Source organism: Methylorubrum sp. SL192 (assembly GCF_026672325.1).
In the GTDB taxonomy this organism is placed as follows: domain Bacteria; phylum Pseudomonadota; class Alphaproteobacteria; order Rhizobiales; family Beijerinckiaceae; genus Methylobacterium; species Methylobacterium extorquens.
The window spans coordinates 1,967,308-1,992,884 of sequence record NZ_JAPPQV010000003.1; the positions used below are offsets into that span (position 1 = coordinate 1,967,308).

The window sequence follows — 25,577 nt, forward strand, 5'->3', positions numbered from 1 at the left end:
CCTTTCCAGATCTGAACTTCCCAGCAAGCTCGGATACCGGCACGCCGAAAGGCGGCTGTAAGAACGGGAGCAACTGATGCGTATTGCCGTCTTGACGGAGACGGACCCGATAGAACCACGGGTCGCGGCCGTCCCAGAAACGGTCAAGAAGTTCATAAGTCTGGGGTCCGATGTCGTCGTGCAATCGGGGGCCGGCGCCAAGGCCGGCGTTCCCGATGGCGAGTACGAAGCCGCCGGCGCCAAGATCGCCGGGAGCGCCGATGAGGCTCTCTCCGGCGCCGACCTCGTCCTGAAGGTCCGCCGTCCCAACGCCGAGGAACTGGGCAAGATCCAGAAGGGCGCCACGGTCATCGCGATCATGGACCCCTACGGACACGAGGACGAGTTGAAGGCCGCCGCCGAGGCGGGCGTCAACACCTTCGCCATGGAGCTGATGCCTCGCATCACCCGCGCGCAGGTGATGGACGTCCTCTCCTCGCAGGCGAACCTCGCCGGCTACCGCGCCGTGGTCGATGGCGCCGCCGAGTACGGCCGCTCCCTGCCGATGATGATGACCGCCGCCGGCACCGTTCCGGCCGCGCGTATCTTCATCATGGGCGTCGGCGTCGCCGGCCTCCAGGCCATCGCCACCGCCCGCCGCATGGGTGCCGTGGTGACCGCCACTGACGTGCGGCCCGCCACCAAGGAACAGGTCGAATCGCTCGGCGCCAAGTTCGTCGCCGTCGAGGACGACGAGTTCAAGCAGGCCGAGACCTCCGGCGGCTACGCCAAGGAGATGTCGGCCGAGTACCAGAAGAAGCAGGCGGAGCTGGTCAAGGGCCACATCGCCAAGCAGGACATCGTCATCACCACGGCGCTGATCCCCGGCCGGCCCGCGCCGAAGCTCGTCTCCGAGGAGATGGTTGCTTCGATGAAGCCCGGTTCGGTGCTCGTCGACCTCGCGGTCGAGCGCGGCGGCAACGTCGCCGGTGCCAAGGCGGGTGAGATCGTCACCGTCGGCAACGGCGTGAAGATCGTCGGCCACGTCAACGTGCCGGGCCGCCTCGCGGCCACGGCGTCGAGCCTCTACGCCCGCAACCTCTACGCCTTCGTCGAGACCCTGATCGACAAGGAGTCGAAGGCGCTGGCGGTGCAGTGGGACGACGAACTCGTCAAGGCCACCAATCTGACCCGCGACGGTCAGGTGGTCCACCCCAACTTTCAGCCCAAAGCCTGATCGGTCGCGGAGGATCTCACCATGGCAACCCCCCTTCCGCCCGTCTCACCTGCAGAGCAGGCCCAGGCCGCTGCCTCGGCCGCGCGCGCCGCGGCTGACATCGCCCATCAGAACGCCGCCCAGGCGCAGTCGATCGCCGACTCGCTCGGGCACGGCATCGCCGCCGCCACCCATGGCGCCGTCGATCCCACGGTGTTCCAGCTCGCGATATTCGTCCTCGCGATCTTCGTCGGCTATTACGTCGTCTGGTCGGTGACCCCGGCCCTGCACACGCCGCTGATGTCGGTGACCAACGCGATCTCGTCGGTCATCATCGTCGGCGCGCTCCTGGCGGCCGGCGTGCCGCTCATCGAGAAGGGCACCGGCTGGGCCCGTTTCTTCGGCTTCATCGGTATCGTCCTCGCCTCCGTGAACATCTTCGGCGGCTTCCTCGTGACCCAGCGCATGCTCGGCATGTACAAGAAGAAGGCCTGAGGCGATGTCGGAAAACGTCTCATCCCTTCTCTACATCGTCGCCGGCGTCCTGTTCATCATGGCGCTGCGGGGGCTCTCGCACCCCACCACGTCGCGACAGGGTAACCTGTACGGCATGATCGGCATGGCGCTTGCCGTGCTCACGACCCTGGTCGGTCATCCGCCGGCGGGACTCGGCGCCTGGATCCTGGTGCTGCTCGGCCTCGGGATCGGTGGCGGCGCCGGCGCCGTGATCGCCAAGCGGGTGCCGATGACGGCGATGCCGCAGCTCGTCGCGGCTTTCCACTCGCTCGTCGGCCTCGCCGCCGTGGCGGGTGCGGCAGCGACGCTCTACGCCCCACAGGCAGTCGGCATCCTCGAGAACGGCCACATCCACAAGGAGTCGCTGTTCGAGATGGCGCTGGGCGCGGCGATCGGCGCGATCACCTTCACCGGTTCGGTCATCGCCTTCGCCAAGCTCGACGGGCGCATGTCCGGCAAGCCGATCATGCTGCCGCAGCGGCACGCCATCAACATCGCGCTGGGCATCGCCCTGGTGGTGCTGATTGCCGTGTTCATCGGCAACGAGAGCAAGCTGGTCTTCTGGCTGATCGTGCTCCTGTCCTTCACCCTCGGCGGGCTGCTCATCATCCCGATCGGCGGCGCGGACATGCCCGTCGTCGTCTCGATGCTGAACTCCTACTCGGGCTGGGCGGCGGCCGGCATCGGCTTCACCCTGGGCAACCTCGCGCTCATCATCACGGGTTCGCTGGTCGGCTCCTCGGGCGCGATCCTGTCCTACATCATGTGCAAGGCGATGAACCGGTCGTTCATCTCGGTCATCCTCGGCGGCTTCGGCGGTGATTCCGCTGCGGCGGCCGGTGGCGGCCAGGTCGAGACGCGCCCCGTCAAGCAGGGTTCGGCCGACGACGCGGCCTACATCATGAAGAACGCCGAGCGCGTCATCATCGTGCCGGGCTACGGCATGGCGGTTGCCCAGGCTCAGCACAGCCTTCGCGAGATGGTGGACCTGCTGAAGAAGGAAGGTGTGGAGGTGAAGTACGCCATCCACCCGGTGGCGGGCCGCATGCCGGGGCACATGAACGTGCTCCTGGCCGAAGCCAACGTGCCCTATGACGAGGTGTTCGAGCTGGAAGACATCAACGGCGAGTTCCCGCAGGCCGACGTGGCCTTCGTGATCGGCGCCAACGACGTCACCAACCCGGCCGCCAAGACCGACAAGGCCTCGCCGATCTACGGCATGCCGATCCTCGACGTGGAGAAGGCCAAGACCGTCCTCTTCATCAAGCGCGGCATGGGCTCGGGCTATGCCGGCGTCGAGAACGAGGTGTTCTTCCGCGACAACACGATGATGCTGTTCGGAGACGCCAAGAAGGTCGTCGACTCGATCGTCAAGAACCTCTGACCCGTCCAAACGACGGGCAGCGCGGCGGGGCGGGCGAGCAATCGTCCGCCCCGCTGTCGTTTGCGGGGCGCAGTCTTCGGCCGCGGAAACGACTATGGTCGGCGCCGTGACCGCCGCCATGCTCATCGATCCGTCCTCGGACCTCCCGCGTCCGTTCCTCGACGTCACCGCCTCGGCGCTCGGGCGGCCGTGGCGCGAGCGCTGCGGCGATCCCGGCCTCCAAGCGCTCGCCGTGACGATGACGCAGGCCTATGGCCTGCCCGATCTGCTCGCGCGCGTCCTCGTCGGGCGCGGCGTGCGGCCGGCGGAGGCGGACGCCTATCTCGCCCCGCGCCTGCGCGACCTGATGCCGGACCCGTCGGTGCTCGTAGATATGGAAGCGGCGGTCGAGCGGCTGGCCCATGCCGTGCGCGCCCGCGAAGCGGTGGCGATCTTCGGCGATTACGACGTCGACGGCGCGTCGAGCGCGGCCCTGCTCGCCGACTATCTCCGGGCGCTCGGCGTGCCGGTGCGCATCCACATCCCCGACCGCATTACGGAAGGGTACGGCCCCAATGTCGGCGCCGTCACGACCCTGCGGGAGGAGGGCGCGGGCCTGCTCGTCTGTGTCGATTGCGGCACCGCCGGCCACGAGCCGCTGGCCGCGGCCGCGGCGCTAGGCCTCGACGTGATCGTGCTCGACCACCACGGCGCGCCGGAGGAGCTTCCGCAGACGCGGGCCCTGGTCAATCCGAACCGTCTCGACGACCTGTCCGGCCTCGGCCATCTCTGTGCGGCGGGCGTGGTCTTCATGACCCTCGTTGCGCTGGCCCGTCGGCTGCGGCGGGACGGCGTCTTCGCAACATCCGCCGAGCCGCGCCTCACCGATTTCCTCGATCTCGTGGCGCTTGCCACCGTCGCCGACGTGGTGCCGCTCACCGGTCTCAACCGGGCCTTCGTCGTCCAGGGGCTTGCGGTGATGCGCGGACGTGGGCGTCCGGGACTGGCGGCGCTACTCGACGCGGCCGGACTGAGCGAACCGCCGGAAGCGTGGCATCTCGGCTTTCTCGTCGGGCCGCGCATCAATGCCGGTGGGCGGATCGGCGGTGCCGGTCTCGGCGCGCGGCTGCTCACCACCGCCGACCCGATGGAGGCCCGTCGCATCGCCGACGAACTCGATCGGCTCAACCGTGAGCGGCAGGCCATCGAGGCGCAGGCGGTCGCCGAGGCCGAGGCGGAGATGGATGCCCATCTGACCCGCGATCCGGACCGTCCGGTCCTGATCGCCGCCTCGCCCGAATGGCATCCCGGCATCGTCGGCCTCATCGCCGCCCGCCTCAAGGAGCGGTTCGGCCGGCCGGCCTTCGCCTTCGCGATCAAGCCCGATGGCAGCGCCGTCGGCTCCGGCCGTTCGGTCGTCGGTGCGGATCTCGGCGGTGCCGTGCGCGGCGCGGTCGAGGCGGGCCTCGCGGTCAAGGGCGGCGGGCATGCCATGGCCGCGGGCGTGACCCTCCCGCCCGGAGGCCTCGCCGCCTTCGGGGAGAGCCTCACCCACGATCTCGTCGAGGCAGTCGGCCGGGCCCGGGCCGCCGAGGCGCTGCTGATCGACGGCACCGTGAGTGCCGGAGGCGCGACCGCCGAACTGGTGCGCTTGATTCAGCGGGCCGGCCCGTTCGGGCAGGGGGCGCCCGAGCCGGTGATGGCCTTGCCCCGCCACCGCATCGTCGATGCCGGGATCGTCGGCAACGGGCATGTCCGCGCCCGCCTCGTCAGCGGTGACGGGCAAGCGGTCGGCGCGATCGCCTTCCGTGCCGCGCAGGGTCCGTTGGGCGTCGCCCTGCTCGGCGGAATCGGCCGGAGCTTCCACGTCGCAGGAACGCTGTCGTGCGACCGCTGGCGCGGGGCGGAGCGGGCCCAGGTGCGAATCTGCGACGTGGCGCCCTGTGGATAGAAATTGGGCCGGGCAGATCGGTTGACACCCGATCGCGCCCTAATCATAAGGGCCTCGCCCGCCGCGAACGACACGCGGTGACCCGGTTTGGGGGAATGTCCCGAGCGGCAAAGGGGGCGGACTGTAAATCCGCTGCGTAAGCTTCGTAGGTTCGAGTCCTACTTCCCCCACCAAACTCCACGTTGCACGATTGCAGCCGTTTATGTCGTCTGGTGCCGAGTTTTTCGGCCTGCGACGCTTGCTAAAAAATTACGTCTGTTTCGGCTGATCGTGGCGGCTGCAAGCGACCTGAGCGACTCCTACGAAGCAAGCTGAAGCGCCGGCGTACTGACCTTTCGCCTTAGCCATACGCCACGATTCTGTTCACAGCTTAACGCTTTCCCGCGCAAAATTAACGTGCGTTAGTTCCGCCAGATTTTCAGAGCGCTAGGTTGTGGCGATTAGGCCAAGGAAACCCAGTGGCAAACCCGCTCGTCCGCAAGCTGGAAAACTTCATCCGCCTCACTTCCGAAGAGAAGCAGGCGTTGGAGAAGATTGCTCAGCCGACACGAAGACTCGGACCGCGTGAGGACGTGGTCCGTGATGGCGACTGGCCGCGTCACGTCAACGTCGTGCTCGAAGGCTGGGCCTGCCGCTACAAGCAGCTCGAGGACGGGCGCCGTCAGGTCATCTCGATCTTCCTGCCCGGTGATCTCTGCGATCCGCATGTCTTCGTTCTGCGGAAGATGGACCACTCGCTCGGCACGCTGACCTCGGTGGTGCTCGCCGAGATTTCGGAAACCGCCATACGGGAGCTCGCCCAGCAGTTCCCGCGCGTGGCGGAGGCGTTGTGGTGGGAAATGCTCGTGACGGCTGCGACTCAGCGCGAATGGACCGTCAGCCTCGGTCAGCGGCTGGCGACTGAGCGGCTCGGGCATCTGTTCTGCGAACTGTTCCTGCGCCTGCGCGCCGTCGGACTGACGAACGACACGAGTTGCGAATTCCCGATCACCCAGGCCGATCTCGGGGATGCGATGGGGCTTTCGACCGTCCACATCAATCGCACCCTCAAAGAATTGCGGGCGGCGGGCTTGATCCGCCTGCGTGGTCGACAATTGACGATACCAGACTTTTCGGCACTCCAAGCCACTTCGCTCTTCGACCCGGCTTATCTGCATTACGAGCGCAATCCATTGAATACGGATGAGGATTAAAGATCGGCCGTTGGCCGATTCATCTCAACGAGGTCAGCGAACGGCTAAGTCATGAACCAGGATCCGCGCGACGCACGTATTGAGGAGCTGGAGGCCGAGAATCGGCGCCTGCGCCGCTTCCTCGATGAGACGGGCTTGCCCGCGGAGCTGCGCCACAAGGTGCGCAACACGCTGTCCATGCTGCGGGCGATCATCCGTCGCTCCGCCGAGACCAGCGACTCGGTGGAGACCTATGTCGCCCATCTCGATGGGCGGCTCGACGCGCTCGCCCACGTGCTCAATGCGCTGATGCGCAGCGTACCCGAAGGGATCACCCTGCATTCCCTCGTCGCGGACGAACTACTGGTCCATCTGGCGCGTGAGGGTGAGCAGGTCGCGATTTCCGGTCCGAGCCTCCTTCTGCGCCCAGGCGCCGCGGAGGTGCTCGCCATGGCCATCCACGAACTGGCCGTGAATGCCGTCGAGCATGGCGCCCTGACGGTGCCGCACGGCCGCATCCACGTGAGCTGGACGCTGTCGCCGCCGACCGAGCCGTCCGGAACTCGCCCGCAACTGACCTTTGTCTGGGAAGAAAGCGGTCTCGCGAACCTCCCACCGGTGCCGTCTCACTGTGGCTTCGGCACCGAAGTGCTCACACGCAGCCTTCGTTATGAGTTGAAGGCCGAGACGACCCTCTCGTTCGAGCCGCAGGGACTGCGCTGCACGATCAGCCTGCCGCTGCCCACTCAGATCACTGTCGTCGAAGACGAAGAGTAGCACCGCGTCCGCGAACGCGTTGCGGATCAAGGCGACCGCCCGAACTGCGGCCCGCCGGGTACACCGGTGCGTTGTCCGCTCACCATTCCTCGATCATGCACTGTGCCAAGCAGGGCCGGGGTAGCGGCGCAAGGGATCGACGGGTACTTAACATCTGGATGCTTTTTGGAGGCATCGCCCGTCACGAGCCACGGACCCCGCCCAGCGAATGCATGTCCGGATGAACTGCCTGCTGCGTTCGCCGGTCTTTGGTGGCGTTCTTCTGAGTGTCGCGACCCTGGTCCTTCTGCCGCGTCCGGCGGCCGCCTTCGACCTGTTCGGCTTGTTCGGCTCGGAAGAGGAGCCGCCGGCCCCGAGCGCGACGGCACTGCCCTATAGCCTGCGGTTCACCGGCACCGACGATTCGGATATCCTGCGGGCTCTGCAGGACACCTCGACCCTCTACCGCCTGCGCCAGGAGGCGCCGCCGGACGGCGAGGGGCTGGTGCGGCGCGCCGAAGCGGATCTGCGCCGCCTGACCGATGTGCTCTCCGGTTACGGCTATTATCAGGGCACCGTTTCGATCCGCATCGACGGAGTGCCGGTCGGCGGCGAGGCCTCGCTGGTTGCCGCCGCACGTGTCGCCGAGAACGCGCGCGCGCGCACGCTGGTGCCGGTCAAGATCGCGGTCGATCTCGGTCCCGCCTACACCCTGCGCACCGTCACCGTCCTCGACCCCCGCGGCCGGCCGTTGTCGGAGGAGGTACTGCCCGAGCGCTTCACCCGGACCGGCGACGACGTTCCGGCCCGCTCGGCGACTGTGCTCGCCCGCGAGGCGAAAATCGTCGATCGCTTCCGCGCTCTTGGCCACCCCTTCGCCAAGGCCGTGACGCGTGATCCCGTCGTCGACGATGCGGCGCACGTCATGGACGTGACCTTCACCATCGATCCCGGACCGATGGCGGGCCTCGGCGAGGTGTCGGTGAAGGCGACCGACGGCATCGACCCGGCGGTGATCCGCTCGTTCATCTATTCCGAGCCCGGCGATCCCTACTCGCCGAAGGCGGTCTCCGACATCCGTCGCTCCGTCGCTCGCATCGAGGGCCTCGGCGCGGTCCGCGTGCGCGAGGACGAGAGCCTCGATGCGCAGGGCAACCTGCCGATCTTCGTCGAGGTGAGCGAGCGCGAGCGCAACCTCATCGGCGTCTCGGCGCGCTACTCCACCGTCGATGGGCCGGGCGTGCGCGCCTACTATGCCAACCGCAACCTCTGGGGCGGCGGCGAGATGCTGCGGCTCGATGCCGACATCTACTATCTCGGCCTCGGCTACGATCCGTTCGCGACCCAGCGAAAGCTCGCCGGCATCGACACGACCGGCCTTGGCGGACGCCTCTCGGCGACCTTCGTGAAGCCGGCGCTCGGCGGCACCCGCAACGACCTGCTGGCGAACCTCTTCGTGACCCGCGAGGTGCAGCAGAGCTACTTCGTGGACGCGGCCGGGGCCTCGGTCGCGGTCCGCCACCGCTTCTCCGACACGTTCTCGGCCCAGATCGGCCTCGACGGACAGGTCGGCCGCTCGAAGGATGCCATCGGCACCGTCGATTACCGGCTGATCGGCGTGCCGCTCTCGGTGACCTACGACTCGACCGACAGCCTGCTCGACCCCACCGAGGGTTTCCGGGTGATCGCCTCGGCCGCGCCCTATCCCGGCTTCCTCGGCTCGGATCCCGGCATCTTCGTCGCGAAGGCCCAGGGCTCGACCTACTACGCGCTCGATGACGAGGCGAAATACGTGCTCGCCGGGCGTGTCGGCTTCGGCTCGGTTTCGGGCGCGCGGCTCGACGAGATCCCCGACAATTTCCGTTTCTTTGCCGGTGGCGGCGGCTCGGTCCGCGGCTTTGCCTTCCGCACGCTGGGGCCTCGCGGCCCGTTCAATCTGCCGATCGGCGGGCGCAGTTTGCTGGAGGCTTCGATCGAGGCCCGCATCAAGATCACCGACACGATCGGCATCGTACCCTTCTTCGACGCGGGCACCGCCTTCGCCTCGACGCTGCCGGATTTCGATGAGCGTATCCGCAAGGCGGCGGGCATCGGCCTGCGCTACTACACCGGCATCGGTCCGATCCGCGCCGACCTCGCTTTCCCGCTCGACCGGATCAAGGGAAACCGCGAGCTGCCGGCCGCCCTGTATATCAGTCTCGGACAGGCGTTCTGAATGGCGTTCTCTGCTCGCGGACGACACCGGCGCAGCCTGCCTGCGGGCGAGGGGCGGAGCCGAGCCTACGGCCGAGCGGCGGTTGCGGCCGCATTCCTGTCGATCGCACTGATCTTCGCCGCCTTCATCACCACCGATGGCACCCGCGCCGCCGATGGCGAGAAGACCGTGCTCGGCGGCCTCCTGTCGAAGGCGCTCTCGACGCCCTCGTCGCAGGTCACGATCGGCGCCGTCGATGGCGCCCTGTCCTCGGACGCCACGATCCGCGACGTGGTCATCAGCGATTCCGACGGCCCGTGGCTGAAGCTCGACCGCGCCCGCCTGGTCTGGCGGCGCCTCGCCCTGCTGTCCGGCCGGCTCGAAGTCGACACCTTGGAGATTGGCCGTCTCGAAGTGCTGCGCAAGCCGGTGCCAGGCCCGACGCCGGCCGAGGCCGAGCCCGATGGCAGCCTGCTGCCGGACCTGCCGGTGAAGGTCGAGATCAAGAGCTTCGCGCTAGCCGAACTGGTGCTGGGCGAGAGCGTCGCCGGCCAGCCGGCACGGCTCGCGGGTGAGGGCAAGGCCACGCTCGGCAACCCGTCCGAAGGACTCGATGTCAGCGCGGATTTCCGCCGCCTCGACGCGGCCGGGCGCTTCATCGCCCGCCTCCTGTTCGTGCCTAAGGGCGAGCGCCTTGAGGTGAAAGCCAGCCTCGTCGAGCCGGAGGGCGGGCTCCTCTCGAAGGCGGCGAACCTCCCCGGCACGCCGCCGATCAACTTCGACCTCGATGGTCGCGGCACCCTCGATTCCTTCAACGCCCGACTCGACTTCGACGCCGGCCCGGAGATCGGTGCGAAGGGCGGCGCGCGCCTCTCGCGCATCGGGTCCGACCGGCGCTTGAGCCTCGACCTGACCTCGCGCATCGAGGGCCTCGTGCCGGGCCCGGCCGCGGCGATCTTCTCGGGCGAGACCAAGCTCGACGGCGGCATGGCCTTCTCCGATACGGGGTCGTTCCGCATCGACCGGCTCGACCTCGCCTCGCGCACCGCACGGCTCGCGATCGGCGGCACCCTCACCGCCGACCGGGTGGCGGATTTCACGATTTCGGCCCGCGCGGTCCCGACCGAGGGCGGCGTCACCAAGGCAGCGGATGCCGAGTTGGACACCCTCGTCTTCGACGGCAGCCTGAAGGGGCCGCTCTCGGCGCCGCGGGTGAAGGGCAATCTCAAGGCGGCCGGCCTGCGCACCAGCGAATCGAGCCTGGAGCGGGTCGATGCCGTTCTGAACGTCGAGCCGACCGGCGCCGACAAGGCGCAGCGCTTCACCATCACCGCCGATGCCGCCGTGGAGGGACTTCGCCTCCCCGATCCGGCCCTGCGCCGCGCTGTCGGCAGCCGGGCCAAGCTGACCCTGCGCGCCGCCGCCGGCTCGGACGGCGTCTTGGACGTCACGACCCTGACCGTCGAATCCGATACGGCCCGCGCCGCCTATGCCGGACGGATCGGGCAGAACACGCTGGCCGGCACGCTCGAGGCGGCTTTGTCCGATGTCGGCGCCTTCTCAGGCATCGCAGGCCGGACCCTCGCCGGCCGTCTCGATGCCAAGGCGATCCTGAGCGGTGATCCCGCCCGCAAGGCGCTCTCCGCCGACCTCGACCTGCGCGGCGGCGGTCTCGTGCTCGGCGAGGCGACTGCCGACCGGCTCGTCGGCCGCGCTCCGACGCTGACGGGACGCGTCTCGCAGACCTATGACGGCTACGGTTTCGAGCGCCTGCGCTTCCAGGGCGCGGGGCTCGTCGCCACCCTCCAGGGACAGGCGAACGCGAAGACCGCAGACGTCGCCGCCCGCGTCGATCTCAAGAACCTCTCTGCCTTCGATGAGCGCCTATCCGGGCCGGCGAGCGCCGATGCGCGGCTGACGGGCTCCCTGCTCAAGCCGGCCGTCACCGCCGCGCTCCGCGCACCGGAGGTGACGGCCAACGGGCGTCCGATCCGGGATCTGCGCTTTGATGCGGCGCTGAACGACCTGCGCGATGCCCTCGACGGCACCCTGCGCATGACCGGCGACATCGCCGGAAAGCCGCTGCGGGCCGAGGCCCACATCGCCCGGCCGAACCGGAGCGACTACGCCCTCGACCGGCTCGCCTTCGCCCTCGGCTCCGTCGCGGCGGACGGGCAGGCGATCGTGAACGCCGACAGCCTCCTCGCCGAGGGCGCCCTGACGGTCCGGGCCGGCGATCTCGGCGACCTGTCGCCGCTCGCGCTTGCCCCCATGGGCGGCAGCCTCGACGCGGCGGTGAGCCTTTCCCGCGCGGGCGGGCGCCAGGACGCGACGGTCCGCGCCACCGGTTCGAGCCTGCGCTACGACACGTTCGGTCTTGCCAAGCTCGACGCGGATCTCACCGGCCGCGACCTGCGGGCCCATCCGGTCATCGACGGCCATGCCGACGTCGCGCGGCTCGTAGCAGTTGGCCAAAGCATCGATACGGTGCGGCTCACCGCCAACGGCACCGCGGCGGCAAGCGACATCACCCTCACCGCACAGGCCCGCGGCTTCGCCCTCGATGGTGCCGCGCGGCTGATCCCGGCCGAGCGCACGCGGATCGAGATCGCGCGGTTCTCGGCGCAGCGCGGCGGCGACCGTCTGGCGCTGGCCGGCCCCGCCGCGATCACCCTTGATGATGGCTCGGCGCTGATCGAGAATCTAGTGGTCGCCGCCGGCTCCGGCCGTGTCAGCGTGCAGGGGCGGGCGGGGTCCGATCTCGATCTCAAGCTCGGCATTCGTGCCCTGCCGCTGTCGCTTGCGCGGATCGCGAGCCCGAGCCTCGCGCTCTCCGGCACGCTGGAGGGCGAGGCTGACCTGCATGGACCCGCCGCGCGGCCGGAAGGGCGCTACGCCCTCACCGTTGCCGGCCTCGTGACCCCCGAAACCCGCAAGGCCGGTCTGCCGCCGATCACCGCGCGGGCGAGCGGCCGGCTCACTGATGGCGCGGCCAGCATCGATGGGCGGGTTTCCGCCGGGCGCGGCGCCGACGTGACCGTGACGGGCACCGTGCCGGTCGAGGCCGGCGGCGGGCTGAGTCTCCGCGCCCGCGGCACCCTCGACGCGGCGCTCGCCAACTCGATGCTGAGTGCGAGCGGGCAGCGGGTTGCCGGCCGCATCGTGCTCGATGCGGGCGTGACCGGCACGGTCGCGGCGCCGAAGGTGGAAGGCTCGGCGACGCTTTCGGGCGGCAGCCTCACCGATCCGATCAACGGCATCCGCATCACCGATATCCAGGGCCGGGTGACGGGCCGCGGCGACACCATCGTCATCGAGCGGCTGACCGCAGCGACCCGCAATGGCGGGCGCCTCTCCGTGGACGGGCGCGTCGCCGTCGAGCCGGCCTCCGGCTTTCCCGGCACGCTTCGCATCACCGCCGACCGGGCCGAACTGGTCTCGAGCCCGCTGATGACGGCAGTGTCGAGCCTCAACCTCGCCCTGTCGGGACCGCTTGCCCGCAAGCCGACCATCAAGGGCCGGGTCGATGTCGTCTCGATCGACGTGTCCGTGCCTGACCGCCTGCCCGCCACGGTGCAGCCGCTGCCGGGCATCCGCCGGGTCAACGTGACGCCTGAGGTGCGCGAGCGCCTCGCCAAGCGGGCCGAGCGCAGGGCGCAGATCGAGGCGGCCGGCCGCCGGAAGAAGGCGGCCCCGCCCTTCGATGCCGGTCTCGACGTGATCGTGAGCGCGCCGAGCCGCATCTTCGTGCGCGGGCGCGGCATCGACGCGGAACTCGGCGGCGAGTTGCATGTCACCGGCTCCTCGCGCGATCCGCAGGCCAACGGCGACTTCTCCCTGCGCCGCGGCGTGTTCAGCCTCGGCGGCCAGCGCCTCGACTTCACCCGCGGCCGGGTGTTCTTCGCAGGCGACATCGCCCAGCCCGACCTCGACTTCGCCGCCGAGACCAAGGCCGCCGACGTCACCGCCCGCGTCGCGGTCACCGGCCCCGCGGCGCAGCCCGCCTTCGCGCTCTCCTCCGATCCCAGCTTGCCGCAGGACGAGATCCTCTCGCGCATCCTGTTCAAGAAGGCGGCGGCCGGGCTCTCGGCGTTCCAGGCGCTGCAACTGGCCCAGGCGGTGGCGCAACTCTCCGGCGGGGCAGGGGGGCCCGACGTGTTCGAGGCGGCCCGCAAGGGGCTCGGCCTCGACAGCCTCGATGTCTCGACGGGCGCGAGCGGCGGCCCAGCGGTCGGCGCCTCGCGCTACATCAACGACCGCATCAGCGTGGGCGTGAAGGCCGGCGCCAAGCCTGCCGACACCGCCGCCACGATCAACTACGACGTGACGCGGCGGATCAAGCTGAACGGCGAGGCCGGCAGCGACGGCCGCACCTCGGTCGGCGTCGGCGCCGAGTGGGAGTGGTGACGCGCTAGCAGGCGCCGAGCCCGTCGCCTCCCTCGCGCCCGTCGGGGTCATGCTGCAGCAGGGCGACCGGACCGAAGAAGTCGGCGGCTGGCCTCGCCTCTGTCTCGCCCGGCCATGACCTGCCTGGATCGCGACACGGTCCGCTCAACCCCATGAGCAGCGGTGAGGGGCGGTACGCAGCCGTTCGCGGCCGACTGGAAACCGCCGGATGTGCCCCAAAGCGTTCTTTCGGGGCGGGCCGGTGACCAAGCCATATCGGATGGTTGGGACCGTATTGTCCGGCGAACTGTCTGCCGTTGTTCGTGCAGTACGTTTAAGTAATAGATTCATTCCCGATTAAAATTTCGGCTCTGTGCAAATTTATTGCAGCATCACAGATGTGTTCTTACGCACTTGGCTTCCACTATCAGATTTATATTTAAGCAATGCGCCTCTTGTTTGGGCCGTTCTCTGCAAGACAGGAGAAATTTGTTGTTTCGTGGATTAAACCGCGTACTGGTTCTGCTTGTTGCCGTTACGCCTGTCTTCCTGCCGACGTCGGCGCTGGCTCGGCGCACGATGGATCTCCAAGGCCCCGGCGATCCCAATCGGATGTACTGCGACATCGTCGTGAAACGTCCCGGCGGAAACCCGACGCAGGACATGACCGGCTCGATCGGTCACGCCAAGAGCTATCAGAGCGGCGGCCGTAGAGCGAACCCGCTGATCTGTTATCTCCCCGGAACACGCTGAACGCATCGCGATGCGATTGGAGGAAGGTCGCGGCGGATTGATTTCAGTCGAAGGTCAGTCGAGCGCGGCGTGCGGCGGCGCATATTCACAAGAGGCGCCGCGACATAAGAAGGATCCATAAGCAACGAAAAGGATCCGCAATCGAAAAGGGAGATGAAGCGTGACTGGAACGACATCTTTGAAAATCGCACTCGTCGGCGGGATCTGCCTGCTCGCGTCCACGGCCGCGAATGCGATGAATCATCCGGCGCAGACCGGGACGGGCGGCGGCCCGGAGACGACGATCACAGCCCCGCACGTCGCGCCGACCGGAAGAGTCATCCCCCGCCCGCAGGTTTTTAGCTCGCCGACAAGCGGCGAGGCCGGGCAGAAGCCTGAACCTCAGTTCAAGGACAGTTTCCTCATGAAGGACATTTGTGTCGGCTGCTGAGCCGGATCAGGCGAGGGCGATCTCGATCCGACCGAAGCCCTCTGGGACGAAGCGAAGCCCGGCGCCGTCATGGCACCGGGCTTTTCTGAACCGGAGGGCTCCTACGGCTCCTTGAAGCCGTATTCCGGCACGCCGTCCTCGTTGCCGTAATACTTGTAAGGCAGGAACTTGCCCGAGAGGTTCATCTTCACCCGATCGCCCTTGTTGTTGGGCTCGCGCTCCATGGTCATGTTGAAGTCGATCGCCGACATGATGCCGTCGCCGAATTCCTCTTGGATCAGCTCCTTCCACGTGGTGCCGTAGACCATCACCAGTTCGTAGAAGCGGTAGATCAGCGGGTCGGTCGGCGGCATCTGCGGGATCGAGCCGCGATAGGGGGCCTCGTTCAGCATCCGCTCCTCGGCCTGGCTCAGGCCGAACAGCTCGGCGGCCTTCTTGGCCTGCGCCTTCGGCAGCTTCATCTGGCCCATGCAGGCGGCGGTGATCAGGATCGGGGAGATGCCTCCGATCTCGTCCTGGATGTACTTCCAGGTCCAGCCCTTCTCGCGCTTGATGTCGAGAAGCTTCTCGGTGAGGTCTTCGCGCTTCATGCTTGTCTCCCTTCCGGCCGAGGGCCGGCTGCGATGGGGTGGCCGTTCGGATGCCTGGGGGCGCAGCGTCCGAACGGCCGGACCGTCTCGACCCGCTTGAGCGGACCGGGCGGCACTCGGATGACGGGCCCGGAGCCGAGCCGCGTCGTTGCGGACTTGAACCGCAAGCGGCGTGCCAGGCCAATGCGGCCCTGTAAACCATTGCCAATCAATCTCTTTTTCCCGCATCGCAAATCTACGAAATTTCGTCTATGACGCGATGTCGTAGGAAGACTGCGAGATTTCGTCGTGTCGCCAACTGCGCTGGAAGCGTCATCGGTCTACGGCCTCGCCTTCGACGAGAATCGCGAGGCGATGCTGGTGTTCGAGCCCCTCACAGACCGCATCGACGACGCCAACGCGGCGGCCGCCCGGTTGCTCGGCCACGACCGCGCGGCCCTGCGGGCGATGCCGGTGAGCGCCCTGCACCCCGACCAGCGGCCTGCGCTCGTGGTGTTCACCCAGGCCGTCCTCGCCGAAGGGCATTGGTGGACACAAGGACTCACGCCGCGCCACGGCGCCGGCAAGGCGCTGCGCCTCGAATATGCCGGCTGCGTGCTCTCGGGCGAGCCGACGCGGCTTCTCGTCACCCTCTTCGATCTCGATGAGCGCGAGCGCCGCCGCGTCGACCGGGAGGCCGAGGCGCACATGCGCGCCGGCCTGCCCGAATGGCAGCGCATGGAGCGCATCTTTCGCGACATCGAGCGCGGCAATCGGCTGATCCTGCGCGCGGCGGGGGAGGGGATCTACGGCGTCAACGCGGACGGGATCACCACCTTCGTCAACCCGGCCGCGGAGCGGATGCTGGGATGGGCCTCGGCCGATCTCGTCGGCAAGGACATGCACGCCACCGTCCACCATACCCACGCGGGCGGTGCGCATTACCCGCATCACGACTGCCCGATCTACGCGGCCTTCCGCGACGGGGCCGTGCATCAGGTCGATGGCGAGGTGTTCTGGCGCAAGGACGGCACCTGTTTCCCCGTTGAGTACACCTCGACGCCGATCCGCGAGGGTGGGCAATTGCTCGGCGCGGTGATCGTGTTTCGCGATGTTAGCCAGCGCCGTGAGGACGAGGACCGGTTGCGGGCCGCACTCGCCGAAGTCGATTCCCTGCGTGAGCGCCTGGAGCAGGAGAACGCCTACCTGAAGGAGGAAATTCGCGCCGAGAGCCACCATCAGGGCATCATCGGGCGTAGCCCGGTCATGGAGGCGTTGCTGCGCCAGATCGACGTGGTGGCGGGTACCGACGCTACCGTCCTCGTCACCGGCGAATCCGGCACCGGGAAGGAGTTGATCGCCCGGGCCATCCACGAGGCGAGCCGCCGCCGCGAGCGGCCGCTGATCCGCGTGAACTGCGCAGCGATCCCGCGCGACCTGTTCGAGAGCGAGTTCTTCGGCCACGCCAAGGGCGCCTTCACCGGGGCGCTGCGCGACCGGATCGGGCGGTTCGAACTTGCCGACGGCGGCACGCTGTTCCTCGACGAGGTCGGGGAGATCCCGCTGGACCTCCAGGGCAAGCTGCTGCGCGTCCTGCAAGAGCGGCAGTTCGAGCGGGTCGGCGAGGAGCGCACCCGCGCCGTCGATATCCGGCTGATCGCCGCGACCAACCGCGACCTGAAGGAAGAGGTGCGCCGCGGGCGTTTTCGCGAGGATCTCTACTTCCGCCTCAACGTGTTCCCCCTGACCTCCGCGCCCCTGCGGGAACGCCGCGAGGACGTGCCGCTGATCGCGCAGCACGTCCTGAAGGCCGCCGCGCGGCGGCTCAACCGGACGGATCTGCGCTTGACTGAGGCCGACGCCCGCCGCCTGTCCCGCTACGATTGGCCGGGCAATGTGCGCGAGCTGGAGAACGTGATTGAGCGCGCCGCGATTCTCGCCGAGCGCGGGCGCCTGCGCTTCGATCTGCCGGAAACCCGCAGTACCGGTCCCGTCACGCCTGCGCCGGAGCGTCCGGCGGATCTCGGCCGGCCGCTATCCGAAGAGGAGCGCCGCGCGCGTGCCCGCAGCGAGATCGAGGCGGCGCTTCACATCAGTGGCGGAAAGGTCTTCGGTGCCGGCGGTGCGGCCGAGCTGCTCGGTCTCAAGCCGACGACGTTGCGCTCGCGGATGAAGGTGCTGGGGATCGAACCGCTCTGACGCTCGGTGATCCCCATCGAACGACCCCGGTAAGGGCGGCGCTTCGCAGAGCTGTCATTTGCGCCTGCTTAGCTATCATCCGATATGGCCCGGCCCGGCCGCCCCTCGACGGGGGATCGCCGCCTGACGGAAACACGCCTGTGTGTCGAGCCGAGCAATGACGTGAGAGCGGAAACGACACGCCGCCGCGCGGCCCGAACGCGCCGGCTCCTCGCGAGCGGCGTCGCGGTCCTCGCCCTGTCCGCTCCGCTCTGCATCGCCTCGGTCCCGGCTGGTGCCCAATCGCTGCCGTCGCTCCCCTTACCCATACCGCTCGGCCTTCCGCTGACGGGCGCAGGCGGCGACCCGCAGACCGCGATCGCGCAATCGCGAACGTCGGATCAGGTCTCGGTGACGAACGAGGGCTCGATCCAGGACGTGCTCGGCCCCTACGGCGACCCGTTCGGCATGCGCGCTGCGCTGGCGGCGCGGGGCGTCACCTACGTCCTCACCTATATCGGCGAGGGGTTTTCCAGCGCCTCCGGCGGGCTACGGCGCGGGACGACTTTCGGCGGTCGCCTCGATACCTCGCTCGACATCGATCTCGATCAGCTCGCCGGCTGGAGCGGCGCCCGCTTTCATACCGACTTCTTCCAGATCCACGGTCACGGCCTGTCGCGGCGCTTCGTCAACAACCTCACGACGGTCAGCGGCATCGAGGCTTTGCCCTCAACGAGGCTGTTCGAGTTGTGGATCGAGCAGCGTTTCTTCGACGACCGGCTCTCGGTGAAGGTCGGGCAAGTCTCGGCCGATACAGAGTTCGCCATCGCGCAATCGGCGGTGGTGTTCATCAATGCCGGATTCGGCTGGCCGAATATCGGCGCGGTCGTGTTGCCGAGTGGCGGGCCGATCTATCCGCTGGCCACGCCCGCCATCCGCCTGAAATACGAGCCGACCGCCGAACTCTCGCTGCAGGGCGGGCTGTTCAACGGCGACCCGGCGGGCACACCGGTCGGCGACGAGACCGATCCGGAGCGGCGCAACCGCAGCGGCACGAGTTTCCGCGTCAACGATCCGGCACTGCTGATCGGCGAGGTGGCCTATGCCTATCCCAGCCTGCCCGGCGCCGAGCGGCTGCCCGGCACGGCGACCCTGGGCGGCTGGTACCATTTCGGCCGGTTCGACAGCCCCCGCCTCGACGAAGTCCGGGGGCGACTGCTGGCCGATCCCGAGGCGAGCGGTATCGCCCGGCGCTTTCGCGGCAATGCGGGGCTCTACGCGATGCTCGACCAGACGATCTATCGCGAACCCGGCACGGTGAACGAGGGTGCCTCGGCGTTCCTGCGGGTCTCCGCCGTGCCGACGAACCGCAACCTGATCGATCTCTACGTCGATGCCGGCGTGGCCTATCGAGGCCTGTTCGAGGGCCGCCCCAACGATACGCTGGGCCTCGGGGTGATCCATTCCCGCATCAGCGCGGCCGCCCGCGCCTTCGACCGCGACCAGCGCGTTTTCGGGGCCGGATCGGGCCCGCTGCGCAGCAGCGAGACCGTGTTCGAGGCGACCTATCAGGCAGAGCTGGTGTCCGGCTTCACCCTTCAGCCGGATCTCCAATACGTCATGCGGCCCGGCGGCGGCGTGGCCGACGAGCGCGGGCGCCGCCTGCGCAACGCCACGGTTTTGGGCCTGCGTGCAACCATCAACTACTGACGGACGCGCCGGCCTCGGCATCCCTTACGGCCGCGGTGGCTCGGCTCCGATCGGCTGGTAGGCGGGCCCCTCGGCGCCGTCGTCGTTGAGGGTTTCCAGGAAGGCGATGAGGTCGGCCTTCTCCTGCGCCGTCATATGAAGCGGACGGATGTCGCGGGACCGGCTCGGCCGATCGATGCCGCCGCGGTCATAGAGGTCGATCACCTCGGACAACGTCGCCAGCGAGCCGTCATGCATGTAGGGCGGGCGCCGCGCGACGTTGCGCAGGGTCGGCGTCTTGAAGGCGTGGCGCAGGGCCGTCGAGTTCGGGAAGAACCGCCCGCGGCCGATCGCACCGTCCGTGGCGACGCCGATGTCGTGGAACGAGCCGTCCGTGAAGTTCCAGCCCGAATGGCAGGCGGCGCAGTTGGCCCTGTCGTTGAACAGATCGAAGCCGCGCTTCGCGGCTGGGCCCAGCGCGCGCGCATCACCCTCGACCCAGCGGTCGAAGGGTGCGCGACCGGAGACGATCAGGCGCTGGAAGGTGGCGAGTGCCTGTTCGATCCGCTCCTGAGAGATCGGCCCACCGTCCGGGGTCGGTCCAGGGAACGCATCAGCGAAGGCGACGACATATTTCGGATCCGCCGAGAGGCGACGGACCATCTCCTCGGGCGGCATGTTCATGTTGCCCGGCGCGGTCAGCGGCGTGCGGGCCACCGCTTCGAGTCCGCGGAACTTGCCATCCCAACCGTAGATCGTTTCGGTCCAGGCGACGTTGAGCAGCGTCGGCGTCCGGAAATCCATGAAGCCGCCGTCGCTGCGCAGGGCACGCGGCGTCGTATCGGTCCAATCCTGCCCTGGGACGTGACAGGTGGCGCAGGTGCGGTCGCTGTCCCGTGAGAGAGCAGGCTCGAAGAACAGCGCGCGGCCGAGTTCGGCCTTTGCGGCCCGATACGGGTTGTCGTCGGGGAAGGGAATCTCGGCCGGACGGCGGTATTCAGCGAGCACAGCCGAACGATCGGGCTCGCCGTTCGTCGCGATCGCCAAGCTTCCCATCAGGATCGTTAGGAGGGCTGCGACGCCCCCCACGAATTTCCAAGCCATTCGAACCTCGACAGGTTCGACCTTCGGGGCTTTGGCTTTAATTTCAGTTAAGGCATTGGCTTAATATTGGCGTGACTGGCGCCTGCCCGCTCAGATCCTGAGATGGTGAGGATCGATAGCCAGGAAAACATCTCTATCTCATACAACCATAAGATGAATTGCGCTTCTTTACTTCACCGAGACCGCGAGCTTCATTTTCGGATGAATGCCGCACAGGATCGTGAACTGCCCCGGCTTCGGGAAGAAGACGACGGTTTTGCTTCCCGGAATCTGCTCTCCGGTGTCGAAGCTGAAGTCCGGATTCTCGAGATAGGCGTGATGGACGAGTTCACCGTCGTCGTTCACGATCGCGAGGCCTTCGCCGGCCCGAAGGGAAATCGCCCCCGGGGCGAAGGACCGCCCCTTCTGCGTCACGCGGTGGGACGCCGTATCGCCCGCCAGCGCGAGCGCCGTTCCGGATGCGATGAGGGATGTGAGCAACAGGACTGAACCTGTACGCCGCGGCGTGGGCGCAGTTCTCATCCCGCACGCATCCATCATGCCCGTCTCCTCTACTTCGAGGACGCCCCCGCGCACTCGTTCGTTTCAGATGAGCATCCATGAAGTTGCGTTCGCCTTAACGTCATCTCCGAATTCGAGGGATACACTACCGAAATCGCTGACGTCGCAGATTACCTTAACGATTGTCGGACATGCTGGCTGCGAGAAGCGAGCGTTTGCCCGATGAGTCTTCCACGCCGACCCTTTGGCTTTTCGCTCGGGCGCACCGCCGTCGGGGCCGTGCTGCGCGGTGGTCGCACGATTCGCGGCCGGATCTTCCTCGCCTTCCTGATGCTGAGCGCGATCACGGCGGCGCTCGGCGGCTACGCCGCCTTCGGCATCATGACGACCGGTGCGCTGGTCGACAAAACCTACGATCGCTCTCTGATGGCGATCAATTACGCCCGGGCTGCCGCGACCGACCTCGCGATGCTCCAGGCTGCGGTGGCCCGAGCCCGCCTCGCGGGCGATAGCGCCGAGCGGCGGACGCTCGAAGCGCGGATCGAGGCGCTGACGCAATCGTTCGAGGAAGATCTGGAGATCGCCGCGGATCGGGCCCAGTCGGAGCGTGCGACGCGGGAGGCCGCCGCCGCCAAGGACGCCGTCGCACACTGGCTCGCCGCCCGGAGAGAGTTCGGCCCCGATCAACAGACGACGGATGTCTGGCAGGCGCTCGATGCCCACGCGGCGGTGGCCGAGCAGCATATCGACCTGCTGATCAACTTCACCGCCGGGGACGGCTTCTCCTATCGGCAGACGGCCCGCGCGGACGTGGCCCGCGACGTGCGGCTCAGCATCTTCGCGACCTCACTCGCGATCGTTCTTTCGGGCATCGTCGCCTTGCTCCTGTTGCGGCAGATCGTTCGGCCGGTGGCCGACGCCTCGACGGTCGCGAGCCGCGTCGCCGCCGGTGAGTTGACTGTGCGCGTGCCCGAGGGCGGGGACGACGAGTTCGGCGCTTTGCTTCGCGCCATGGCAGTCATGCGCGATAACATCGCGGCGATGATGCAGGAGGAGGTCGCGCAGCGCCGCTCCGCCCAAGGCCTGCTCGCCGACGCGGTGCAGGGGTCGATCGAAGGCATCGTCGTCGTCGATGCCGCGGGCCGCATCGTGCTCGCGAACGCGCGGGCGGCCGCTTTGCTCGGGATCGATCAGGCCGAACCCGGCCATCGCCCGCTCTCGGACTCGCGCGGTTCCGCCGTCGCCGATGCCCTGCTCGCCATGCCCGGCCACGCCACCCTGACCGCCGAGACGCACACCGCCGACGGGCGCTGGCTGCGCATCAGCCGCAGTCCCACACGCGAGGGCGGCTTCGTTGCCGTCTGCAGCGACGTGTCCCTGCTGAAGGAGCAGGAGGATCAGCTCAAGCGCAGCAATGCACAGCTCGACGCGGCTCTCAGCAACATGCTCCAGGGGCTTTGCCTCTACGACGCAGAGGGCGGCCTCCTCGTCTACAATCGCCGCTTCTGCGACATGTTCGGCGTCGATGCCGCCGCGTTGCGGCCCGGCATGAGCATCCGCGACGTGGCCCGTCTCGTCGAAGCCTCGTCCGATAATGGCCGCGCGATCGATCTCCTCGTCGAACAGGAGGCCCTGCTCCAACGCGGGTTGAGCGCCTCACTGTGTTGCCCGATCCGGACGGACTGCATCGTCGCGCTGAAGCAGCAGCCGACGGCGGAAGGTGGTTGGATCGCCACCTACGAGGACGTCACCCAGCGCTACGAGGCGGAAGCGCGGATTATCACCATGGCGCGCAAGGACGCGCTGACGGGGCTCGCCAACCGCATGGTGTTCGGCGAGCGCCTGGAAGAGGCCGCCGCGCGTCTCGACGATGGGGCCGGTGCCGGGTTCGCCACGCTTTGCCTCGATCTCGACCGGTTCAAGGAAGTCAACGACACCCTCGGCCATCCCATTGGCGATGGGTTGCTGCGCAGCGTTGCGGAACGGCTGCAAGGCTGTCTGCGCGACACCGATCTCGTGGCGCGTCTCGGCGGCGACGAGTTCGCCATCGTCCAGGCCGGCGTCCAGGCCGGCACGCATGCGCGGCGGGATGCGAGCGCCCTGGCCAAGCGCCTGATCGCGGCGTTCCAGCAGCCCTTCCTGCTCGACGGACACACCGTGACGGTCGGGCTCAGCATCGGCATCTCGCTCGCACCGGAACACGGAACGAGCCCGGAGAAGCTGCTGAAGAGCGCCGATCTCGCGCTCTACCGCGCCAAGGCCACCGGACGGGGCTGCTGGGCGTTCTTCGACGAGGAAATGGACGTCGAACTGCGCAAGCGCCGGGCTCTCGAAAGCGATCTCAAGAAGGCCGTCGGCAACGGCGAGTTCGAGCTCGTGTTCCAGCCGATCGTCAAGCTCGACCGGCAGCGCATCGCCAGTTGCGAGGCGCTGCTGCGCTGGCGCCATCCCGAGCGCGGCTATGTCTCTCCCGCGGATTTCATTCCCCTGGCGGAGGAGACGGGCACCATTGGCGAGATCGGCGAATGGGTGCTGCGCAAGGCTTGCAGCGAGGCCGCGACCTGGCCCTCTAACATCCGCGTCGCCGTCAATGTCTCCGCCGCGCAATTCAAGAACGCGGCGGTCGTCCGGGCGGTGATGGATGCGCTCGCCGCGAGCGGGTTGCCGGCGCACCGGCTAGAACTGGAAATCACCGAGTCGGTCCTGCTCAACGACAGCGTGACGACGCTGGCGACGCTCCACACCCTGAAGCGCCTCGGTGTGCGGGTGGCGATGGACGATTTCGGTACCGGCTTCTCGTCGTTGAGCTACCTGCAGAGCTTCCCGTTCGACAAGATCAAGATCGACCAGTCCTTCGTGCGTAACCTCGCCGCGCCGGGCAACTCGCGGCTGATCGTGCGCTCCGTGGTCGGCCTCGGCCGCAGCCTCGGCATCACGACCACGGCGGAGGGCATCGAGACCGAGGCCCAACTCGAGCAGCTTCGGCTCGAAGGATGCGACGAGGGTCAGGGCTACCTGTTCAGCCGCCCCGTCCCCTCAGCCACGATCCGTGAATTGGTCACGGCACTCGGCCGCAACGCAGCCTGAACGGCGACGCGACCGGCCGCGGGCCCGGCCACTCTCACGAGGCTATAGGTTACCTCACTGCGATTATGCATTGTGCTATATCAGCACAACATATGAGTGCGACACGATCGGCGTGAGTTTCCGCTGAACAAAGCGCGCAGTTGGCGATTTCCCCGACACAAGAGCCGAAGCGCAGCCAGTCGAAAGACTTGGCCGTGCACGGCTGTGTGATCTGTGTGCCGAGGAAGTTAGCCGATGTACTATTTCGACAAGAAGCTTCAATACCCAGTGCGGGTCGATAGCCCGGATCCGATCTATGCCCGGATGCTACAGCAGGCGATCGGTGGCGTCGAAGGCGAGATCCGCGTCTGCATGCAGTACTTCTTCCAGGCTTGGGGTAATCGCGCGCCCAACACCAAGTACCGCGACATGCTGCTCCACACCGCGACGGAGGAGATCGGCCATATCGAGATGCTGGCAACAGCCGTCGCAATGAATCTCGAAAACGCACCGACCAAGGTTCAGGAAGCCGGAGCGGCCGATGCCATCGTCGGCGCTGTGATGGGTGGCGAAAACCCGCGCCACATCGCCGAGGGGATGCTGCACAAGCACCTGCTCTCCTCAGGGATGGCCGCCTTCCCCGGCAATTCCGACGGCGTGCCGTTCGACATGAACCACATCTATGCCAGCGGAAACATCGCCGCGGACATGTATTGCAACGTCGCCGCCGAGGCGACCGGCCGGACCTTGGCGGTGCGCCTGTCCAACGCGACCAACGATCCCGGCATGAAGGACATGTGGAGCTTCCTCATCGCCCGCGACACGATGCACCAGCAGCAATGGCTCGCGGTCATCGAGGAGCTTGGCGGCACCGAGGGAGCCCTGCCGATCCCGAACAGCTTCCCGCAATCGGAAGAGAACCAGAAGTTCAACTACAGCTTCTTTGCCACGAACCGTGACGGTGCTCCGCCGCCGGAAGGCCGCTGGACGGCCGGCCCCTCGATCGACGGCAAGGGCAATTTCAGCGTCTTCCAGAACGAGCCCATGGGTCAGGAGCCCGTGCTCGGCCCCGCTCGCCCCGACAGCGGCGCCGAGACGCAACAGATCGGCTGACCCATCGCCCGGCTGCCTCTGCGGCCGGGCGATCCTTTTGCGCTTCACCCCGCACCGTTCGAACAGGAGACGCCGACGATGGCCCTCGACACGCGCGAAATCTACGTCACCGCACTCAAGAACACCCACGCTCTCGAAATGCAGGCCCTGCAGATCATGGAGCGTCAGGTGGAACGGCTCACCCGCTACCCTGAGATGGAAGAGGCACTGCGCCGCCACATCGAGGAGACGCACGGCCAGCGCACCCGCCTGGAGGAGGCTCTTCAATCGCTCGGCGACAGCCCCTCGGCGATCAAGGAAGGCATCCTCGGCTTCGTCGGCAACATGATGGCGCTGGGCCACACGCCGGCACAGGATGAGATCCTGAAGAACACCTACGCCAACCACGCCTTTGAGAACTTCGAGATCGCGGCCTACGAATCGCTGCTGACCATCGGCGAGGCGGCCGGGCAGGGCGGTAGCCTGACGGGCTTCCGCCAATCGCTGCAGGAGGAAGAGGCGATGGCGCGCCGGGTACGCGAACTGATCGGCCCGACGACGAAGCGTTACGTCGATCTCACCATCGCGGGCGAGAAGGCGGACCGCTGATCCGCAGCCGAGCTCGGCATTCGCATCGTCGAGCGACACGACATCACGCACCG

At 67.7% G+C, this 25,577-nt stretch carries 18 protein-coding genes and 1 tRNA gene; 16 read left to right on the forward strand and 3 right to left on the reverse strand.

What is annotated here, in order from left to right; genetic code table 11:
* Positions 1-76: 76 nt before the first annotated feature.
* The 11 genes from OVA30_RS09990 (at position 77) to OVA30_RS10040 (ending at position 14,716) form a co-directional block, all read left to right on the forward strand.
* Positions 77-1,216 carry a Re/Si-specific NAD(P)(+) transhydrogenase subunit alpha gene (locus OVA30_RS09990; RefSeq protein WP_015823086.1) on the forward strand — a complete coding sequence of 380 codons (1,140 nt, stop codon included), beginning with the start codon at positions 77-79 and terminating at the stop codon, positions 1,214-1,216.
* A 21-nt stretch (positions 1,217-1,237) separates the two neighbouring features.
* Positions 1,238-1,690, forward strand: a complete 453-nt coding sequence (locus tag OVA30_RS09995) for a proton-translocating transhydrogenase family protein (RefSeq protein ID WP_004446455.1) — start codon at positions 1,238-1,240, stop codon at positions 1,688-1,690.
* 4 nt (positions 1,691-1,694) lie between these two features.
* On the forward strand, positions 1,695-3,095 hold the full coding sequence (locus OVA30_RS10000; protein WP_004446456.1) for an NAD(P)(+) transhydrogenase (Re/Si-specific) subunit beta: 1,401 nt from the start codon (positions 1,695-1,697) through the stop codon (positions 3,093-3,095).
* Between the two features lie 94 nt (positions 3,096-3,189).
* On the forward strand, positions 3,190-5,025 hold the full coding sequence (recJ, locus tag OVA30_RS10005) for a single-stranded-DNA-specific exonuclease RecJ (protein ID WP_268175341.1): 1,836 nt from the start codon (positions 3,190-3,192) through the stop codon (positions 5,023-5,025).
* A gap of 89 nt (positions 5,026-5,114) precedes the next feature.
* Positions 5,115-5,198 (forward strand) — tRNA-Tyr (locus OVA30_RS10010).
* A 285-nt stretch (positions 5,199-5,483) separates the two neighbouring features.
* The gene (locus OVA30_RS10015) at positions 5,484-6,218 is read left to right on the forward strand and encodes a Crp/Fnr family transcriptional regulator (RefSeq protein ID WP_268175342.1); all 735 of its coding nucleotides are present in this window, start codon (positions 5,484-5,486) and stop codon (positions 6,216-6,218) included.
* A 51-nt stretch (positions 6,219-6,269) separates the two neighbouring features.
* Positions 6,270-6,974 (forward strand): sensor histidine kinase, encoded by a 705-nt coding sequence (locus OVA30_RS10020; protein WP_056118876.1) that lies wholly within the window; start codon positions 6,270-6,272, stop codon positions 6,972-6,974.
* Positions 6,975-7,182: 208 nt separating this feature from the next.
* A complete protein-coding gene (locus OVA30_RS10025; protein ID WP_268175343.1) occupies positions 7,183-9,168 on the forward strand; it encodes an autotransporter assembly complex protein TamA in 1,986 nt (661 codons plus the stop codon).
* Positions 9,169-13,554, forward strand: coding sequence for a translocation/assembly module TamB domain-containing protein (locus OVA30_RS10030; RefSeq protein WP_268175344.1), 4,386 nt, complete (start codon positions 9,169-9,171; stop codon positions 13,552-13,554).
* Positions 13,555-14,025: 471 nt separating this feature from the next.
* Positions 14,026-14,286 carry a hypothetical protein gene (locus tag OVA30_RS10035; RefSeq protein ID WP_253396369.1) on the forward strand — a complete coding sequence of 87 codons (261 nt, stop codon included), beginning with the start codon at positions 14,026-14,028 and terminating at the stop codon, positions 14,284-14,286.
* Positions 14,287-14,446: 160 nt separating this feature from the next.
* Positions 14,447-14,716, forward strand: coding sequence for a hypothetical protein (locus tag OVA30_RS10040; RefSeq protein WP_253396371.1), 270 nt, complete (start codon positions 14,447-14,449; stop codon positions 14,714-14,716).
* Positions 14,717-14,817: 101 nt separating this feature from the next.
* On the opposite strand, the gene cynS is transcribed toward OVA30_RS10040, so the two are convergent.
* Positions 14,818-15,306: a cyanase gene (gene cynS, locus OVA30_RS10045; RefSeq protein WP_004446477.1), complete on the reverse strand. Its 489-nt coding sequence runs from the start codon at positions 15,304-15,306 to the stop codon at positions 14,818-14,820.
* Positions 15,307-15,594: 288 nt separating this feature from the next.
* Here cynS and OVA30_RS10050 point away from each other — a divergent pair, with 288 nt between their 5' ends.
* Positions 15,595-17,484 (forward strand): sigma 54-interacting transcriptional regulator, encoded by a 1,890-nt coding sequence (locus OVA30_RS10050; RefSeq protein ID WP_268175345.1) that lies wholly within the window; start codon positions 15,595-15,597, stop codon positions 17,482-17,484.
* 162 nt (positions 17,485-17,646) lie between these two features.
* Entirely contained in the window at positions 17,647-19,173 is a 1,527-nt protein-coding gene (locus OVA30_RS10055; protein ID WP_268175346.1) for a carbohydrate porin, read from the forward strand.
* A gap of 24 nt (positions 19,174-19,197) precedes the next feature.
* Here the strand turns inward: OVA30_RS10055 and OVA30_RS10060 are convergent, their stop codons facing one another.
* Together OVA30_RS10060 and OVA30_RS10065 are read right to left on the reverse strand one after the other, a co-directional pair.
* Positions 19,198-20,256, reverse strand: a complete 1,059-nt coding sequence (locus OVA30_RS10060; RefSeq protein ID WP_268175347.1) for a cytochrome-c peroxidase — start codon at positions 20,254-20,256, stop codon at positions 19,198-19,200.
* 168 nt (positions 20,257-20,424) lie between these two features.
* Positions 20,425-20,796: a hypothetical protein gene (locus OVA30_RS10065; protein ID WP_268175348.1), complete on the reverse strand. Its 372-nt coding sequence runs from the start codon at positions 20,794-20,796 to the stop codon at positions 20,425-20,427.
* 183 nt (positions 20,797-20,979) lie between these two features.
* Here OVA30_RS10065 and OVA30_RS10070 point away from each other — a divergent pair, with 183 nt between their 5' ends.
* The 3 genes from OVA30_RS10070 to OVA30_RS10080 all read left to right on the forward strand — a co-directional run bounded on the left by OVA30_RS10070 (position 20,980) and on the right by OVA30_RS10080 (position 25,524).
* Positions 20,980-23,844 carry an EAL domain-containing protein gene (locus OVA30_RS10070; RefSeq protein ID WP_268175349.1) on the forward strand — a complete coding sequence of 955 codons (2,865 nt, stop codon included), beginning with the start codon at positions 20,980-20,982 and terminating at the stop codon, positions 23,842-23,844.
* 234 nt (positions 23,845-24,078) lie between these two features.
* Positions 24,079-24,936 (forward strand): manganese catalase family protein, encoded by an 858-nt coding sequence (locus tag OVA30_RS10075; RefSeq protein WP_012254135.1) that lies wholly within the window; start codon positions 24,079-24,081, stop codon positions 24,934-24,936.
* Positions 24,937-25,014: 78 nt separating this feature from the next.
* On the forward strand, positions 25,015-25,524 hold the full coding sequence (locus OVA30_RS10080) for a ferritin-like domain-containing protein (RefSeq protein WP_004446487.1): 510 nt from the start codon (positions 25,015-25,017) through the stop codon (positions 25,522-25,524).
* Positions 25,525-25,577: the final 53 nt, after the last annotated feature.